The sequence below is a fragment of the Mycobacterium bulgaricum genome, assembly GCF_041287165.2.
GTDB lineage: Bacteria > Actinomycetota > Actinomycetes > Mycobacteriales > Mycobacteriaceae > Mycobacterium > Mycobacterium bulgaricum.
In genome coordinates this window covers 646,168-663,224 of record NZ_JBGGKV020000001.1, presented here as the reverse complement: position 1 = coordinate 663,224, position 17,057 = coordinate 646,168, and the positions used below count along the sequence as shown (strand labels likewise).

The following is a 17,057-nucleotide window of genomic DNA, read 5'->3' as shown; positions in this document are numbered from 1 at the left end:
GGAGACGACATGAGCTGGTTGGTGACCGGCGGAGCCGGCTACATCGGGTCACACGTGGTCCGCGCGCTGCTCGACGCGGGGCTCGGTGTGGTGATCATCGACGACCTGTCCACCGGCCTGAAAGCATTCGTGCCCGACGGCGCGGATTTCGTCGAGGGCACACTGTTGGACGCAGCGTTGACCGAGGACACTCTCGAGCGTTTCGACGTCGACGGCGTGATCCACATCGCCGGCTACAAGTACGCCGGTGAGTCGGTCAAGCGGCCGCTGCACACCTACGAGCAGAACGTATCGGCGACCGTCGTCCTGCTGCAGGCGATGGAGAACCGCGGCGTCGACAAGATCGTCTTCTCCTCGAGCGCGGCAACGTTCGGAACGCCCGACGTCGACCTCGTCGACGAGTCCACCCCGACGGTGCCGGAGTCGCCGTACGGCGAGACGAAGCTGATCGGCGAATGGCTGCTGCGCGACGCCGGCCGCGCAACCGGGCTGCGGCACACCAGTCTGCGGTACTTCAACGTCGTCGGATCCGGATCGGACGACCTGTACGACGTCAGCCCGCACAACCTCTTCCCGCGGGTTTTCGACATGCTCTACCGCGGGGAGACACCGCGCATCAACGGAGACGACTATCCGACGCCGGACGGCACCTGCGTCCGGGACTACATCCACGTCACCGACCTCGCGCTGGCCCATGTCGCCGCGGCCCACAGGCTCGCCGACGGGCTCGACCTCGAACCTGTGTACAACCTCGGCAGCGGCGCAGGCACGTCGGTGCGCGAGATCATGACCGCGATGCGAAGTATCACCGGCATCGACTTCGAGCCGGAGGTGATTCCGCGGCGGCCGGGCGATCTCGCCCGCATCGTCGCCGCAGGCGACCTCGCGGCGCGCGACCTGGACTGGGCGAACCGGCATTCGCTCGACGAGATGGTGGCCTCGGCGTGGCGGGCTCGGCAGAAGGCCGGAGACACGTATCCCCGCTAGCTCCATGAGATCTGCCGTCGCCCGTGCCGCTGTGGCGCTGATCGTGCTGCATCTGGTACTCCGGGCCGTGCTGGCGTTCGGCGGCTATTTCTACTGGGACGACCTCATTCTCGTCGGCCGGGCGGGCACACAGAGCCTGCTCTCTGCGCAGTACCTGTTCGACGACCACGACGGGCATGTCATGCCCGGGGCGTTCCTCGTCGCAGGCGCCATCACCAGGGTGGCGCCGCTGAACTGGATCGGGCCCGCCATCAGCCTTGTCGTGCTGGCGCTCGCGGCATCGCTGGCGCTGCTTCGTGCGCTGTACGTGATCCTGGGCTGGCGGCCGGTGCTGCTGATCCCGCTGACATTCGCGTTGTTCACCCCGCTGGCGGTGCCCGGCTACGCGTGGTGGGCGGCCGGGCTGAACTCGCTGCCGATGCTGGCGGCGATGGCGTGGGTCTGCGCCGATGCAATCCTGTTGGTGCGCACCGGCAACCAGCGCTACGCCGTCTCCGGTGCGCTCGTGTACCTGGGCGGGCTGCTGTTCTTCGAGAAGTCGGCGATCATCCCGTTCATCGCCTTCACGGTCGTCGCCCTGCACGGGTATGTCACCGGGGGCGCCTCCCTCCGCGAGGTGTGGCGGCGAGGTTTTCGGCTGTGGGTGTCGTCGCTGGCGCTGACGGCGGCCTGGATCGGTGTGTACCTGCTCGTCGTCGATCAGCAACGCTGGAGCTTCGACCTCGCGATGACGTGGGAACTGTTGCGCCGCTCCTTCACTCACGGCATCGTGCCCGGCCTCGTCGGAGGTCCGTGGGACTGGCAGCGCTGGGCGCCGGCCTCACCGTGGGCGACACCGCCGGCGGCCGTGATGGTGCTCGGCTGGGTGGGGCTCGCCGCTGTGGTCGTATTGTCGCTGCGGCGCAAGCACCGCCTCGGTCCCGTCTGGTTGGCGGCACTGGCATATGCGGTGGCGTGTCAGGTGCCGATCTACCTGATGCGGTCCTCGCAGTTCACCGCGCTGGAATTGGCGCAGACGTTGCGCTATCTGCCTGACCTCGTCGTCGTGCTGGCGCTTTTGGCGGCCGTCGGGCTGTGCGCACCCAACCGGGAGTCGTCGGCGTGGCTGGATGCCTCGACGCGGAGGACATTCGTATCGGTGTGCGCGGCAAGCGCTTTCGTGGCCAGCAGCCTCTACTCCACCGCGACGTTCCTGACCAGCTGGCGCGACAACCCGGCGCAGCCGTACCTGCAGAACGCGCGCACGGGCCTGGCGCTGGCACACGCCACTTCTGACGCCCCGATGCTGGACCAGGAGGTCGATCCGCTGGTGCTGCAGCGGGTGGCATGGCCGGAGAACCTCGCCTCCCACATGTTCGCGCTCCTTTCGGACCGCCCCGAATTTTCCTCGGCAACAACAGATCTGCGCATGCTGGATGCCGCAGGCACTCTGGTGGATGCGCAGGTGACGTGGGTGCGCAGCATCCGTCCCGGCCCCGACGCCCAGTGTGGGTATCTCGTGCAGCCCGACTTCCCCGTGCGCATGCCGCTCGACGGTCCCCTGCTGCCTGCCGACTGGACCGTCGAACTGAATTACCTGGGCAACAGCGACGGGTCGATGACGCTGTCGCTGTCGGAAGGCGAACAGGTCAAGGTTCCGGTACACCCTGGGCTCAACCGCGTGTACGTCCGACTGCCGGGGGCCGGCGATGCGATCACCGTCGACGCGACCACCGCCGCGCTGTCGGTGTGCGTCGCCGCCGGCCCCGTCGGGTTCGTCGCGCCGGCGTAGATCATCTCGGTTCTGTAACGAATTCCACCCACTGCACGACGTAGGGGTGATGAGGATGAAGATCGCGGGTGCCCTCGCGGTCGGCGCTGTCGTCATCACGGCGGTCGGCGCTACCGCCGAGTTCCCGGCGCAGGCCGATGTGGCGAGCGGGTTGTACGCCGGCGTCAATCAGCTTCGCCAGTCCTGCGGGGCGATCCGTCAGGATCCGCGTCTGACCGCGGCGGCGCAACGGCACGCCAACGATATGCTCGCGAACAACAACTTCAGCCACCGAGGCTCCGACGGCTCGACACCGAGCGCGCGAATGGCAGACGCAGGCTATGCAACGGCTCCGTCGGGCGAGATCGTGTTCTGGGCCACCGGATCGTCGGCGACCGCGGATGCAGCGCTGGCCTTCTGGATGGGAAGTCCGGGGCACCGGGCGATCATCCTCAACTGCGAGTTCGCTGCGGCGGGCTTCGCCACCGCGTCGAACGGCACCATGATGACCGCTGTGGGTGACTTCGCAGCCGCATAGCGTGCACGCCCGCGCAAAGCAAAAGTCGCGAAACGCGAGTGCTTCGATCTCGGAATCATGTCTTTTTCAACCGATTTCGATACAGACAGGTATCAAACCGCGTTGAACATATCTGTTCGGAAACGATGCATTCCCTCATCGCCGCAGATGCCCCTAAATTGACGTTGTCGTTCTGAGGGCAGCGGTACGTAGACGTTCTGTTTGCCTCTGGACGCAATCCTGACTGTGTGGATGAAGGAGTTGGTTGTTGATGGCGGTCTTTGATCGACTCAGCGTCAGAGTGGCTGCCGTCGGTGCCGGGCTGTGCAGTATCGCCCTGGCGTTCAGTCCCGGTGTTGCGCAAGCCGGAGGTGGCGAATGCCTCTACACCTCGGCCGGCACGGATCCGGCAGCAGCCGCGGGCTGCGCACCGGTCTCCGAGATGGCCGGTGTCCCGATGGCCCTGCCCGGGCCGCTGCCCCCGCCGCCGCTGGCGCCGCCACCCGTGGTTCCACCCGTGGTCCCGCCGCTGGCGCCGCCGCCCGTCGTTCCACCCGTGGTCCCGCCGCTGGCGCCGCCGCCCGTGGTTCCGCCCGTGGCGCCGCCGCCGGTTGTTCCGCCGGTCCCTGTGGCCGGAGCCGCTGCGGGCGGCCTCCCGTTGAGCACGATGGGCGGTCTCTCGGGCAAGGGCGACCTGACCGGCCCCGCCCCGAGTGGAGCACCGGTGCCCGGTCAGCCGATCGCACCGGGCCCCGCCCGGTAGCTGAAGCCATCGCCGGCGGCCCGTCCCTTTGCAGGGGGCGGGCCGCCGTCGCTTCGCGATGCCGGACGCGCCCAGGATCGAAAATATCTGTTGCACAACATGATTCGGGGTGTTGCGCGCGAGGTGGCGTTGCCGAAGCGTGACGAAGCCTTCACCGAATCGATTGCGCAACATGAACTTTCGCCGACTACTGTGAAATCACGACCATCAAATCTGATGACGCTGCAACCTCGAACGATACGGAGTGCCATGCGCGTGGCTGTGCGGAGTGCCTTCGTTGTGGGCATGGTGGCTGCCACCGTGGCGATCCGGCCGGTGGAGATCAACGAAGTCGCCAGCTCGACACCACAGCTGGGGATCGAGTCTCTGCTGCCGGCGGACGGCGCGGTGGTGGGTGTGGCGCATCCCCTGGTCATCACCTTCGACAGGTTCGTCGCCGATCGGCGCGCCGCCGAGCAGGCGGTGCGCGTCAGGTCGGAGCCACCCATGACCGGAACGTTCGAATGGGTCGAAGGCGATGTCGCACACTGGGTTCCGGACACCTTCTGGCCGGCGCACAGCACCGTGAAACTCACGCTGGGCAACCTGCCCACCAGAAGATTCGACGTGGGCCCGGCGGTGATCGGCGTCGCCAACCTCTCGGACCACACGTTCACGGTGACAGTCGACGGGAAGCCACCCTCCGAGCTCCCCGCGCCGCACCACCGCCCTTTCTGGGGACAGAACGGGGTGTTCCCGGCTTCCATGGGTCGTCCCGAGTACCCCACCCCGGTGGGTGTGTATTCCGTTCTGGCCAAAGAACGTGATGTGACGATGGATTCGAGCAGCGTCGGCATCCCTGTCGATGCTCCCGACGGCTACCTGCTGGATGTCGAATACGCGGTCCGGTTCACGCAGCGCGGGCTCTTCGTGCATTCGGCACCCTGGGCCGTCAACCAGATGGGCAACGAGAACGGCAGCCACGGATGCGTGGGACTCAGCACCGAAGACGCCGAGTGGTACTTCAACACCGTCAACATGGGTGACCCGATCATCGTGCGGGAGAACGGCGTCGAGGTGCCGCAAGCCGTGCCCCGCTAGATTTCGCGCGGGACCCGCCGCGAGATGCGGTGCGGGCTGAGTGCTTGGAGCCGCCTGGGGGAATCGAACCCCCGACCTATTCATTACGAGTGAATCGCTCTACCGACTGAGCTAAGGCGGCGTGCCGGGCGGAGAGCGCTTGCGCGAAGAGCGAAGCGCCGGTGACCAGCGTGGTGAGTCTACGGTAGGGCCCCCGTGCTACCCAACTTGACTGCGCAACGCCTGCCCGACCGTGCCGACCATCGCGTCGACCGCGAACTTCGGCTTGACGTTGACGGCCAGCGCCTCGCGGCATTCCAGCACCGCCTCGATGCAGCGCAACAGCTTGTCGGGCGACGCGTGGGCGGCCATCGCGGCCACCTTCTCTGCCATGTCGGGGTGGTTGGCCGACACGGCGCCTGCCCCCGACGACACCAGCAGGGCGTCCCGAAAGTAGGTCGCGAGGTCGATCAGCGCGCGGTCGAGGGCATCGCGCGACGCCCTGGTCTGCCGTGACTTCTGCCGTTTCTCCAGGTCCTTGAGCGCGCCCGCGGCACCCCGCATCGTCCCGGCGGTGCCCTTGCCCGTCCCTCCCGCACCCAGCGCCGTCCGCAGCTCCTCGGCCTCGGCCTCGTTGCGGTCCTCGGTGAGGGCTTTCGCCTCCGCCTCCGCGGTCGCCACCAACTCCTCGGCGGCGGCGTACGCCCGGGACGGGGTCGCGGCGTCACGAGCCAGACCCAGCGCCCGCAGGCGTCGCTCTCGGGCCTGCTCGTCAGTCGCCAGCCTGCGCGCCCGCCCGACGTGTCCCCCGCTGACCGAGGCGGCCCACCTGGCGTCCTTCTCGGGCAGTCCGTCGGACTCGATCAGCACCCGCGCGATCGCGTCGACCGGCGGGGTGACCAGTGCGACGTGGCGGCAGCGCGAACGCAGCGTGATCGCAATGTCCTCGGGGTCGACCGACGGGGCACACAGCAGGAACACGGTCGACGGCGGCGGCTCCTCGACCACCTTGAGCAGCGCGTTGGCCGCACCCTCGGTCAGTCTGTCGGCGTCCTCGACCACGACGATCTGCCAACGACCGGTGCCTGGCCTGCGCGACGCGATCTGCACGATGGTGCGCATCGCGTCGACGCCGATGGACAGGCCTTCCGGGATGATGCGCCGGACGTCGGCATGGGTGCCCGCCATCGCCGTCGTACAGGCGCGACATTCGCCGCAGCCGGGTTTCCCCTCGGAGGTGCACTGCAGGGCAGCCGCGAAGCACAGCGCTGCCACGGAACGCCCTGACCCGGGCGGACCGGTGATCAGCCAGGCGTGCGTCATGGTGCCGGTCGCAGCGTCGGGCTCGTTGTGAGCGGAATCACCGCGGGCCGCACGTGCTGCGGCCACCAACTCCGTCTCAACTGCGTCCTGACCCACAAGACGCGAGAAAACACCGGCCATCGCCGATAACAGTAATGCTGCGAACCGACACGTCCGTCCCAGACGCCCCTTCCGGGTCAGCGCGGCCCGATACGGTAATCCCATGGCCGCCGAAGCGATCGAGGTGGGACGAATCAGCGCATTCGTCCGCTGGGTCGCGCGCACGCCATGGCCGGTGTTCACGCTGGGCATGCTGCAGGCCGACATCATCGGAGCCCTGCTGGTGCTCGGTTTCCTGCGTTTCGGCCTGCCGCCCGAGGACCGCATCCAGCTGCAGGATCTGCCCACGTTCAACCTGGCGATCTTCCTGGGCTACCTGTTCGTGTCGTTCACCGTGGCGTCGTACTTCACGCTGCGCATGCTCATCCCGGTGATGCGCTGGCAGCGCCGCGACATGCTGCTCGGCGATCGCGACCCCGCCGACACCGAGGTCGCGCGGATGCGGGCGCTGAAGATGCCGTTCTACCGCTCGCTGATCAGCGCGACGAACTGGCTGCTCGGATCGGTGGTGTTCATCGTCGCCAGCTGGCCGGTGGCCAGCAAGTCGGCGCCCGTCGTGGCGGTCGCGACCGGCCTCGGCGCCACCGCGACCGCCATCATCGGGTACCTGCAGTCCGAACGCGTGCTGCGACCGGTGGCGGTCGCGGCGCTGCGCGGCGGTGTGCCGGAGAACTTCCGGGCCCCCGGCGTGATCCTGCGCCAGGTGCTGACCTGGGTGCTCTCGACCGGCGTTCCGCTGGTGGCGATCCTGCTGGCGCTGGTGGCCAGCAAGTTCGACGTCCTCACCGCGCCCGCGGACCGGGTGATCACCACGATCCTGCTGTTGGCGATCGTCGCGCTGGTCATCGGGCTGTCCAGCACGGTGCTTGTCGCCATGTCGATCGCCGATCCGCTGCGGCAGCTGCGCTGGGCGCTGGGCGAGGTGCAGCGCGGCAACTACAACGCGCACATGCAGATCTACGACGCCAGCGAGCTCGGACTGCTGCAGGCCGGGTTCAACGACATGGTGCGTGACCTGGCCGAGCGACAACGATTACGGGACCTGTTCGGCCGCTACGTGGGCGAGGACGTGGCCCGCCGGGCGCTGGAACGCGGCACCGAGCTCGGCGGCCAGGAACGCGACGTGGCGGTGCTGTTCGTCGACCTGGTCGGCTCGACGCATCTGGCCGCGACGATCCCGGCCTCCGAGGTCGTCAACCTGCTCAACGAGTTCTTCCGTGTCGTCGTCGACACCGTCAACCGGCACGGCGGGTTCGTCAACAAGTTCCAGGGTGATGCGGCGCTGGCCATCTTCGGCGCCCCCATCGAACATCCCGATGCGTCCGGGGCGGCACTGGCGGCGTCCCGCGAGCTGCACGACGAGCTCATCAGGGTGCTCGGTGAGACGGACTTCGGTATCGGGGTGTCCGCGGGCCGGGCCATCGCCGGCCACATCGGCGCTCAGGCCCGTTTCGAATACACCGTGATCGGCGATCCCGTCAACGAAGCCGCGCGCCTGACCGAGCTGGCCAAACTCGAACCCGGCCACGTGCTCGCGTCGTCGATCGCCGTCGCCGACGCGCTGGACGCCGAGGCGCTGTGCTGGGACGTCGGCGAGATCGTCGAGTTGCGCGGACGGACGGCGCCGACGCAGCTGGCGCGCCCGATCAATCTCTTCACGCCGGGCAGTGTCGACGGCCAGGTCCCCGACGACGTGTCCAGCAGGACCCGTTAGGCCTTCTTGGCCGCTTTCTTCGCGGGCGCCTTCTTCGCCGCCTTCTTGACGGTCTTCTTGGCAGCCGCCTTCTTCTTGACCGGACCGCGGGCTCGGCGGTCGGCCAGCAGCTCCGACGCGCGCGCGTCGGTGATCGACAGGACGTCGTCACCCTTGCGCAGGCTGGCGTTGGTCTCGCCGTCGGTGACATACGGCCCGAAACGGCCGTCCTTGATCACCATCGGCTTCTCCGACACGGGATCGACACCGAGCTCGCGCAACGGGGGTGTCGCCGCACCCTGCCTGCCGCGGCGCTTCGGCTCGGCGTAGATCTTCAGCGCCTCGTCGAGGGTGATGTCGAACATCTGCTCCTCGGTGGCCAACGATCGAGAATCGGTGCCGCGCTTGAGGTATGGGCCGTAGCGGCCGTTCTGCGCGGTGATCTCCTCGCCGTTGGCGGGGTCGACGCCGACCACGCGTGGCAGCGACAGCAGCCGCAGCGCGTCCTCGAGCGTGATGGTCTCCAGATCCATCGTGCGAAGCAACGATCCGGTGCGCGGTTTGGGACCAGTCGGCTTCTTGCCCTTCTTGGCGCCACTGCCCGCGTCGGGGTCTTCGGGAGGCTCGGGCAGCACCTCGGTGACATACGGTCCGTACCGGCCGTCCTTGGCGACGATCTCGTGACCGGTCTCCGGGTCGACACCCAGCGAACGTCCCTCTTGCGGTGTGGCGAAAAGCTTTTCGGCCAGCTCGAGGGTGAGTTCGTCGGGGGTCAGCTCGTCCTTGAGGTTGGCCCGCTGCGGTTTGAAGCCGGTCTCGCTCTCGGGGTCGGCGATCATCCGCTCCAGGTACGCCCCGTTACGGCCGACGCGGACGTTGATCGCGCGTCCCTCGGCATCGTCGAAAAGCTTGATGGAGTTGACTTCTCGCGCATCGATCTCTTCGAGGTTGCCGCCGACGAGCTTCTTCAACCCGCCCGCGCGGGCGATCGAACCGTCGACGCCGTGCTCGCCGCCGAAGTAAAAGTTGTTGAGCCAGTTGGTTCTTCGCTCGTTGCCCGAGGCGATCTCGTCGAGCTCGTCTTCCATCGCGGCGGTGAAGTCGTAATCGACCAGGCGACCGAAGTGCTGCTCCAGCAGGCCGATCACCGCGAACGCCACCCACGACGGGACCAGCGCGCTGCCCTTCTTGTGGACGTAACCGCGGTCCTGGATGGTCTTGATGATCGAGCTGTAGGTCGACGGCCTGCCGATGCCGAGATCCTCCAGCGCCTTGATCAGCGAGGCCTCGGTGTAGCGCGCGGGCGGTGAGGTGGTGTGGCCGTCGGCGGTCAGGTCCTTGGCGTCCACGCGCTGGCCCTGCGTCAGGTTCGGCAGGCGGCTCTCGGCGTCATCGGACTCACCGCCGGCCAGATCGTCGATGCTTTCGACGTAGGCCTTCAGGAACCCCGGGAACGTGATGGTGCGCCCGCTGGCGTTGAAGACGACCTGTTCACCGCCGGAGGCTTGGCCTCCGATCCGCAGCGACAGCGTCGTCCCGCGCGCGTCGGCCATCTGGGAGGCCACGGTGCGCTGCCAGATCAGCTCGTAGAGCCGGAACTCGTCGGTGTCGAGCTGGCTGTGCAGCTGCCCGGGGGTCTGGAACACGTCGCCGGCGGGGCGGATGGCCTCGTGGGCCTCCTGCGCGTTCTTGACCTTGCGGGTGTACTGACGCGCCGTCGGATGCACGTACTCCTCGCCGTAGAGCTGGCGGGCCTGGTTACGCGCGGCGTCGATGGCCGACTGCGACAGCGTGGTCGAGTCGGTGCGCATGTAGGTGATGTAGCCGTTCTCGTAGAGCCGCTGCGCGATGCTCATCGTGCGCTCCGACGAGAAGCGCAGCTTGCGGCCGGCCTCCTGCTGCAGTGTCGACGTCATGAACGGGGCGTAGGGGCGTCGCGTGTACGGCTTCTGCTCGACCGACGACACCGCCAGCTGCGCCCCGCGCAGGCCGGTGGCCAGGCCGTTGGCGGCGGCCTCATCGAGGACGAGGACCTCGTCGGGCTTCTTGACGGCTCCGAGGGAGTCGAAATCACGGCCGGTCGCGACGCGACGTCCGTCGACGGTGTTGAGCTTGGCGACGAACGTCGGGGGGCTGGCCTGCGCGTCGGACACGCTGGCGTCCAGCTCGGCGGTGACATCCCAGTACCCGGCACTGCGGAACGCCATCCGCTCGCGCTCGCGCTGCACGATGATGCGGGTCGCGACGGACTGCACGCGGCCCGCGGACAGCTTGGGCGCGACCTTCTTCCACAGCACGGGGCTGACCTCGTAGCCGTAGAGGCGATCGAGGATGCGGCGTGTCTCCTGCGCGTCGACCAGGTCGTTGTCCAGGTCGCGGGGGTCTTCGGCGGCGGCGCGGATCGCGGGCTCGGTGATCTCGTGGAACACCATCCGCTTGACCGGGATGCGGGGCTTGAGGGTCTCCAGCAGGTGCCAGGCGATCGCCTCGCCCTCGCGGTCACCGTCCGTCGCGAGATAGAGCTCGTCGACGCTCTTGAGCAGGTCTTTCAGCTCAGCAACAGTGTTTTTCTTGTCGGGGCTGACGATGTAGAGCGGCTCGAAGTCGGCATCGACGTTGACGCCGAGACGCGCCCACGGTTCCGACTTGTACTTGGCCGGCACGTCGGCCGCGGCGCGAGGCAGGTCGCGGATATGGCCGCGAGAGGACTCCACCACATAGTTGGACCCCAGGTAACCAGCGATTTTGCGCGCCTTGGTGGGCGACTCGACTATGACGAGTCGCCGCACTGACCCGTTTCTGCCGCTGCCGCGGTCCCCGTCAGCCACCTGACCCATTCACCGTTCTAGCTCCACCGTTCTTCTGCTGCCCGCGGGTTGCCTTTACTCGTGCGACCCGCTCTGGCAACTCACAATTTCGCACCCCGGGCTTGCCGACGCAAACCGTCCCTCCCCCGTCGAGGTGCCGCGGGCGGACTAGATCCGCGGCCACTGCGACAACGCCTCGGCGACCGCAGGGGGTTCCCCCACGTTCTCTACCAGGCGCGATAGACGTCGTCGTCCGCTGATTCGCAGTGCCGGATGAGACCCTCTGGTACCGATGAGAGTCGGTGCGATCCCGACTCTCATCATCGCCGATGCCAGCGCCGAATGCGTGTCGGGCGCGTGGGGGTCCAGTCCGAGCAAGTAGCGATCGGCCTCCGGGGTGCCTGAGGCGAGCGTCCAGGCCCGCAACTCACGCGGCCCGGGCAACCACTGCGGCGGGACCGTCTTGACCGCTCCTCGCGTCCATTCAGCGGCGATTCCGGTCAGCCGGGCGTCCGCGGCGGTGCGCACCAGCGGGTTGTTCTCGTCGGTGCGGACGATCTCGGGTTCCAGTCCCGCGTCGGCGATCATCGCGGCGAGCGCCTCCGCGCGCCACTGCTGTTCCACCACCACCGACAGCCGAGCCGCACCGCCGACGAGCACCACCTGGCCCGGCGCAGCCAGCAGCCCCGTCAGATCGGCGATCGCCGGGGGCACCGACTCCGCAGAAAAGAAGGACAGCTGGCTCACACCGACGAGATTAGGCCAGCGACACCCCGCAGACGCGTTACCCGGCCGCAGGTCCCCCGTCCCCACAAAAGATCACCCCCGCGTCGTCCTGATGGACAGCGCGGGGGTGACTGTGAGGTCTTTGGTTGTTCCGCTCAGACGGCGCGAACGCCGGTGGCCTGCGGGCCCTTGGGGCTCTGGCCGACCTCGAACTCGACCTTCTGGTTCTCTTCCAGGGTGCGGAAGCCGGAACCCTGGATCTCCGTGTAGTGGACAAAAACGTCAGCGGAGCCGTCCTCGGGGGCGATGAAGCCGAAGCCCTTCTCCGCGTTGAACCACTTCACAGTTCCCTGTGGCATCTTTCGTACTTTCCTTCTCTTATTCACCGGGTGCGGTCCGCCGTTTTTCGGCAGGCCGGGCCCGTTCCGACCGCCATACCTTCGTGGAGTGCTCGGAACTCGACCCGACCTACAACCCTCGCAGGAACCGCGATCGCAACGTCGTTCCTGCGGGTGCTGATACACGAACACAGAAGCTGCGACCGCGATCAGTCAACCACGTTCATGGCTGTGGCGACAGTCTCGCGGTCATCACGTAGTGAACAATTCACGTACAACAAGTTCTGGGCCGGGTTTTGGACGGCCTGAGTACTTCACCGGAGGGTCCGATGACAGATCCGGTGCCGGATTTCGGCCGCGACCTGCTCGCGTGCGCGGTCGAGGGCACCGCCGCCGACGAGCACCCGCTGCGCCATGTCGCAGACCTGGCGCCCAGGCGTGCGAAGACGCAGGCGTGGCCGCACTGGGTGGACCCAGATGTGGTGCGGGCGTTCCATGATCGCGGCGTCGAGGCGCTGTGGTCTCACCAGCTTGCCGCGGCCGAACTCGCCCACGACGGACGTCACGTCGTGCTCAGCACGGGCACCGCGTCCGGTAAGTCGCTGGCTTACCAGCTCCCCATATTGACGAGCTTGAAGGCCAATCCGCGGTCGCGAGTGCTCTACCTCTCGCCCACCAAAGCTCTCGGCCACGACCAATTGCGTGCGGCCGCAGCGCTGACGGCCGCGATCCCCGGCCTGCAGGACGTGGCGCCGGCGGCCTATGACGGCGACAGCCCCTCGGAGGTGCGCCGCTTCGCACGGGAGCGGTCCCGCTGGATCTTCTCCAACCCGGACATGATCCATCTGTCGCTGCTGCGCAACCATGCGCGCTGGGCGGTCTTCCTACGCCACCTGCAGTACGTCGTCGTTGACGAATGTCACTACTACCGCGGCATTTTCGGCTCGAATGTGGCGATGGTGCTGCGCCGGCTGCTGCGGTTGTGCGCGCGATACTCCGCGACCGAGAGCATGCCCACCGTCATCTTCGCCAGCGCCACGACGTCACAGCCCGCGGCGACGGCGTCGGAGCTCATCGGTCAGACGGTGGTCGAGGTGACCGAGGACGGTTCACCCCAGGGCGCCCGCACGGTCGCATTGTGGGAACCGGCGCTCATCCCCGATCTGTTGGGCGAGAACGGCGCTCCGGTGCGACGTTCCGCCGGCGCCGAGGCGTCCCGGGTGATGGCCGACCTGATGACCGAAGGAGCGCGCACGCTGACGTTCGTGCGCTCCCGCCGGGGCGCCGAACTCACCGCACTCGGCGCCAGAGCCCGGTTGGCCGACACCGCACCCGAATTGGCGGACCAGGTCGCGTCGTACCGCGCGGGATATCTCGCCGAGGACCGCCGCGACCTAGAGCACGCGCTCGCCGACGGCAGGCTGCGCGGGATGGCGACGACGAACGCACTGGAACTCGGCGTCGACATCGCGGGCCTCGATGCCGTTGTGCTGGCCGGGTTTCCGGGGACCGTCGCCTCGTTCTGGCAGCAGGCCGGGCGGGCGGGCCGGCGCGGCCAGGGCGCGCTCATCGTGCTCATCGCGCGCGACGATCCCCTCGACACCTACCTGGTGCACCACCCGGCGGCACTGCTCGACAAACCCATCGAGCGGGTGGTGATCGACCCCGCGAACCCGTTCGTGCTGGGGCCTCAGCTGCTCTGCGCGGCAACCGAATTGCCCCTGACCGACGCCGAGGTGCGCATGTGGGACGCGGAGGCCGTGGCCGCCACCCTGGTCGACGACGGACTGCTGCGGCGTCGCCCCAGCGGTTACTTCCCCGCACCCGGCCTGGATCCGCACCCCGCAGTCGACATCCGCGGTTCGGCCGGCGGGCAGATCGCCATCCTGGAAGCGGGCACGGGGCGGATGCTCGGCAGCGCCGGTGCGGGTCAGGCCCCGGCGTCGGTCCATCCCGGTGCCGTCTATCTGCATCAGGGCGAGAGTTATGTCGTCGATTCCCTCGACTTCGAGGACGGGATCGCCTTCGTCCACGCCGAGGACCCGGGTTACACGACGTTCGCACGGGAGATCACCGACATCACGGTCACGGGACAAGGCGAACGCACCGAGCACGGACCCGTCACCGTCGGCCTGGTGCCGGTGTGCGTGAGCAACACCGTGACCGGGTACCTGCGCAGACGACTCGACGGCGAGGTGATCGACTTCGTCGAACTCGAGATGCCGACCCGCAATCTGGAGACAATGGCGGTGATGTGCACCATCACGCCGGAAGCTCTGCAGGACAACGGGATAGACCCGCTGCGCGTACCGGGGTCGTTGCACGCGGCCGAGCACGCCGCGATCGGACTGCTGCCGCTGATGGCGAGCTGCGACCGCGGAGACATCGGCGGGGTGTCGACGGCAGTGGGCCCGGTCGACGGCCTGCCGACGATCTTCGTCTACGACGGCTACCCGGGTGGAGCGGGATTTTCCGCCCGCGGCTTCCGCACGCTGAGCCAATGGTGGGAGGCCACCGCGTCGGCCATCGAGGCGTGCGAGTGCCCCATGGGCTGCCCGTCATGTGTTCAATCGCCGAAGTGCGGCAACGGTAACGACCCCCTCGACAAAGCCGGAGCGGTTCGAGTGTTGCGCCTGGTCACGCGCGCCCTGGCAACGAACGGACCGATCAGTCCTCGGTAGGATCCCTGTCCATGACCCACGACTGGATGCTCGTGGAAACACTCGGCACCGAGCCTGTCGTCGTCGCACACGGTGCCCACACCAAAGACCTGGTGCCGATCGGCACCTTCCTGCGGCGCAATCCCCACCTGATGGCCATCCAGACGGCCATCGGCGAAACAGTGCGCGGGGCGACCGGCCTGAGCAGCATCACCCCGAAGAACGACCGGGTGATCCGCACCGAGGTCGTCCAGATGTCGGACGGCCGCATCCACGGCGTCCAGATCTGGCTTGGTGCGCCGGATGAAGCACCGCCCGAGCGCCCGCTGGTGGGTTCGCTGATGTGGGACCTGACGGCGGGCACAGCGACCGACACCCCGGAATCCCTGCAGGTGGGCGGGTGGGATCCGGCCAAGCAGATGACCCACGGACGCGCGTTCGCCGACGACCTGCCCCGCCGCGAACTCAATCCGAACGAAGCCGAGGTGATCAGCATGGTGATCAATCCCGAAGCGGGACTGACCATCTGCGACACCTGGGATGTAACGGACTACCGCGGCGAACCGATCACCGTCGGATTTGTCGCACGATCGGTACCCGAGACGCAGGAGGACGGAACCGAGCGGCTCATCTGCCGCGCGATGAACTGGCGCAGCGTCCGCGAGGGCCCTGGTATCCAGCACGACCTGCTGGCACAGCGCATCCTCGACGGCCTGGCTCAGCCGGGTGTGCACCGGGCACTGGTGGATCCGAGGAGCTGGACGCTGCTGAAGTGGCTGGACGACCCGGTGCCCTTCTTCGACTGGCGCGCGGGTATGGCGCGCGAGCACGCCGTCCACCCGCAGGACCGGCAGACGATGAAGAGGATGGCCGCCGACTTCGACAGCGGTGCCGCCAGCGGGGTGCTGCGCATGGTGGGCCAGCACGGGGGGTGGATACCGGTTCATGTGACGGTCAACCGGGTCCAACTCGGTAAGGGCATCCACGCCGGCCTGGCGTCCCTGCGGCTGCCGACCACCGCCGAGCTTGCCGCCGCGGGTATCGACGAACGCCCCGGTTCGGACGCACAGTCCGCCGGCGGTTACCCGCGCACGAAGTAGATTCGGTCGCTCAATCCTTCGGCTTCTTGCCGTTCCCGTTCCCGTTGCCATTGCCGTTGCCGTTGCCGCGGCCGTTGTTCGGCTTGTCCGGCTTGACCGGCTCTTCGAACACCGGCTGCGGAGCGGGCTGGGTGACCGGAACCACCGGGGGCGGTGGCGGCGGTGCACTGGTCGGGCGCGGTGGCGGCACGGCGGTGCTGGTGCTGACCGTCTCCTGAGGTGTGGTCGACGTGAACGGCTCCAGCGCCAGGGCCAGCGCGGTGACGGCGAAGGCGGCCAGGGCGGCAGCGGCGATCAGATACTTGCGTCGGCGTGTCGTCGGGCGGGGCGCAGGCGCCGCCACGAGATGGGTCGTCGGGTCGGGTAGCGGCTGGGCGAGCACCCTGGTCGCCGGCCTGTGCGTGAGTGCACCCGCGGCCAGTGCCGTCGCATCACCGGCGAGTGCGGCGCGCATCTGGGCGGCGCTGCCGAAGCGGCCGCGCGGATCCCGGTTCATGGCGCGGTCTATGACGGCGGCAAGCACGAGATCGACGTCGGTACGCGTGCTCAGGGGCGGCGGGGGTGAGTCCATGATCGCGCGGGCGAGTGCGACGGGGTTGTCCTGGGGGAACGCGCGATGCCCGCAGAGCGCCTCGTAACCCATCAGCCCCACCGCATAGAGGTCGTCGGAGACCGACGCGGGCGCACCGGAAACCCGCTCCGGACTCATGTAGCACATCGTGCCGATGACCTGCCCCGTCGCGGTCAGCGCGGCGCCGGCACTCTTGGCGATGCCGAAATCGGCGACCTTCATCGACTGCCCGTCGGCGGTGAGCAGGATGTTTCCCGGCTTGATGTCGCGATGGAGCACACCTGCCCCGTGCGCGACGCTGAGCGCTGCCAGTACGTCGTCGAGCATGGAACGAACGTGCGCCGGCGGCATGGGCCCGACGGCGATGACATCGGCGAGGGAGCGGCCGGGTAGCCGCTCCATCACGATGAACGGGGTGCCTTCGTGATCGCCGAAGTCGTGAATGGCGACGATGTTCGGATGCGACAGCGGTGCCGCCGATCGCGCTTCGTCATCGAAGCGCCGACGGGCGTCCGGATCGGCCCTGAAGCTGGGATGCAGCAGCTTGATTGCCACGGGGCGATCCAGCCGCGTGTCCCAGCCGTCGCGGACCTCCGCCATCCCGCCGATGCCGAGCAGACCGCGCAGTTCGTAGCGGCCGACAAGCATGTCCTGGCTCGTCATC

13 protein-coding genes and 1 tRNA gene are annotated in these 17,057 nt (G+C 68.0%); 8 read left to right on the top strand and 6 right to left on the bottom strand.

Annotated features, from left to right (window positions below):
• Positions 1-9: 9 nt before the first annotated feature.
• The 5 genes from galE to ACAG24_RS03255 all read left to right on the top strand — a co-directional run bounded on the left by galE (position 10) and on the right by ACAG24_RS03255 (position 5,097).
• Positions 10-987 (top strand): UDP-glucose 4-epimerase GalE, encoded by a 978-nt coding sequence (gene galE / locus ACAG24_RS03275; RefSeq protein ID WP_370471241.1) that lies wholly within the window; start codon positions 10-12, stop codon positions 985-987.
• A 4-nt stretch (positions 988-991) separates the two neighbouring features.
• On the top strand, positions 992-2,758 hold the full coding sequence (locus tag ACAG24_RS03270) for a hypothetical protein (protein ID WP_370471240.1): 1,767 nt from the start codon (positions 992-994) through the stop codon (positions 2,756-2,758).
• 49 nt (positions 2,759-2,807) lie between these two features.
• The gene (locus tag ACAG24_RS03265; RefSeq protein ID WP_370471239.1) at positions 2,808-3,275 is read left to right on the top strand and encodes a CAP domain-containing protein; all 468 of its coding nucleotides are present in this window, start codon (positions 2,808-2,810) and stop codon (positions 3,273-3,275) included.
• 250 nt (positions 3,276-3,525) lie between these two features.
• Positions 3,526-4,017 carry a hypothetical protein gene (locus ACAG24_RS03260; protein WP_370471238.1) on the top strand — a complete coding sequence of 164 codons (492 nt, stop codon included), beginning with the start codon at positions 3,526-3,528 and terminating at the stop codon, positions 4,015-4,017.
• Positions 4,018-4,266: 249 nt separating this feature from the next.
• Positions 4,267-5,097 carry a L,D-transpeptidase gene (locus ACAG24_RS03255; RefSeq protein ID WP_370471237.1) on the top strand — a complete coding sequence of 277 codons (831 nt, stop codon included), beginning with the start codon at positions 4,267-4,269 and terminating at the stop codon, positions 5,095-5,097.
• 45 nt (positions 5,098-5,142) lie between these two features.
• Here the strand turns inward: ACAG24_RS03255 and ACAG24_RS03250 are convergent.
• Both ACAG24_RS03250 and ACAG24_RS03245 read right to left on the bottom strand, forming a co-directional pair.
• Positions 5,143-5,218, bottom strand: a tRNA-Thr gene (locus tag ACAG24_RS03250).
• 77 nt (positions 5,219-5,295) lie between these two features.
• A complete protein-coding gene (locus tag ACAG24_RS03245; protein ID WP_370471236.1) occupies positions 5,296-6,519 on the bottom strand; it encodes a DNA polymerase III subunit delta' in 1,224 nt (407 codons plus the stop codon).
• A gap of 82 nt (positions 6,520-6,601) precedes the next feature.
• On the opposite strand from ACAG24_RS03245, the gene ACAG24_RS03240 reads away from it, so the two are divergent.
• On the top strand, positions 6,602-8,212 hold the full coding sequence (locus ACAG24_RS03240; protein WP_370471235.1) for an adenylate/guanylate cyclase domain-containing protein: 1,611 nt from the start codon (positions 6,602-6,604) through the stop codon (positions 8,210-8,212).
• On the opposite strand, the gene topA is transcribed toward ACAG24_RS03240, so the two are convergent.
• From topA to ACAG24_RS03225, 3 genes are all read right to left on the bottom strand, one after another.
• Positions 8,209-11,019: a type I DNA topoisomerase gene (topA, locus tag ACAG24_RS03235; protein ID WP_445206159.1), complete on the bottom strand. Its 2,811-nt coding sequence runs from the start codon at positions 11,017-11,019 to the stop codon at positions 8,209-8,211. The genes ACAG24_RS03240 and topA overlap by 4 nt on opposite strands.
• Positions 11,020-11,166: 147 nt before the next feature.
• A complete protein-coding gene (locus ACAG24_RS03230) occupies positions 11,167-11,745 on the bottom strand; it encodes a hypothetical protein (protein WP_370471233.1) in 579 nt (192 codons plus the stop codon).
• Positions 11,746-11,879: 134 nt separating this feature from the next.
• Positions 11,880-12,083, bottom strand: a complete 204-nt coding sequence (locus tag ACAG24_RS03225) for a cold-shock protein (RefSeq protein WP_006243848.1) — start codon at positions 12,081-12,083, stop codon at positions 11,880-11,882.
• Between the two features lie 308 nt (positions 12,084-12,391).
• Between ACAG24_RS03225 and sftH the strand changes: the two genes are divergently transcribed.
• Positions 12,392-14,743, top strand: coding sequence for a DNA 3'-5' helicase SftH (gene sftH, locus ACAG24_RS03220; protein WP_370471232.1), 2,352 nt, complete (start codon positions 12,392-12,394; stop codon positions 14,741-14,743).
• 11 nt (positions 14,744-14,754) lie between these two features.
• Positions 14,755-15,822 (top strand): PAS domain-containing protein, encoded by a 1,068-nt coding sequence (locus ACAG24_RS03215; RefSeq protein WP_370471231.1) that lies wholly within the window; start codon positions 14,755-14,757, stop codon positions 15,820-15,822.
• 10 nt (positions 15,823-15,832) lie between these two features.
• Here the strand turns inward: ACAG24_RS03215 and ACAG24_RS03210 are convergent, their stop codons facing one another.
• On the bottom strand, positions 15,833-17,056 hold the full coding sequence (locus ACAG24_RS03210; protein WP_370471230.1) for a serine/threonine-protein kinase: 1,224 nt from the start codon (positions 17,054-17,056) through the stop codon (positions 15,833-15,835).
• Between the last annotated feature and the right edge of the window lies 1 nt (position 17,057).